The 266-nt window shown below is 65.8% G+C and carries 1 protein-coding gene; it reads right to left on the bottom strand.

Features of this window, described 5'->3' with window-relative positions; all coding sequences use genetic code 11:
* The coding region (locus AAEZ05_RS28885) for a hypothetical protein (protein WP_350650029.1) at nt 1–266 on the bottom strand (266 nt) is incomplete at both ends.

Raw genomic sequence — 266 nt, 5'->3', positions numbered from 1 at the left:
CGATAAAGCCGCCGAGCAGGGCCAGGCGGATCAGGCGCATGGACTGTTCGTTGACCTGCTCGATGTCCAGGGTCGGCTCTTCGATCACCGCTTCGCCGTCACCGGCCTCCTTGGCGGCCTGGCGTTTGGCCAGGGCGCGGGCATAGGCCAGGCGCCGTGCGGCAACACCCAGGCCGCGCACGAAGGTGGCCTCGATCACCAGCCAGAACATCAGCAGGTACAGGGTGTTGATCAGCCGGTCGCTGAGCTTCAGCGCGGTGTAGTAA

Source organism: Pseudomonas sp. HY13-MNA-CIBAN-0226 (assembly GCF_040310305.1).
In the GTDB taxonomy this organism is placed as follows: Bacteria; Pseudomonadota; Gammaproteobacteria; order Pseudomonadales; family Pseudomonadaceae; genus Aquipseudomonas; species Aquipseudomonas gregormendelii.
Note: the sequence above shows the minus strand (reverse complement) of the source record. Positions and strands in the feature narration are given on the sequence as shown.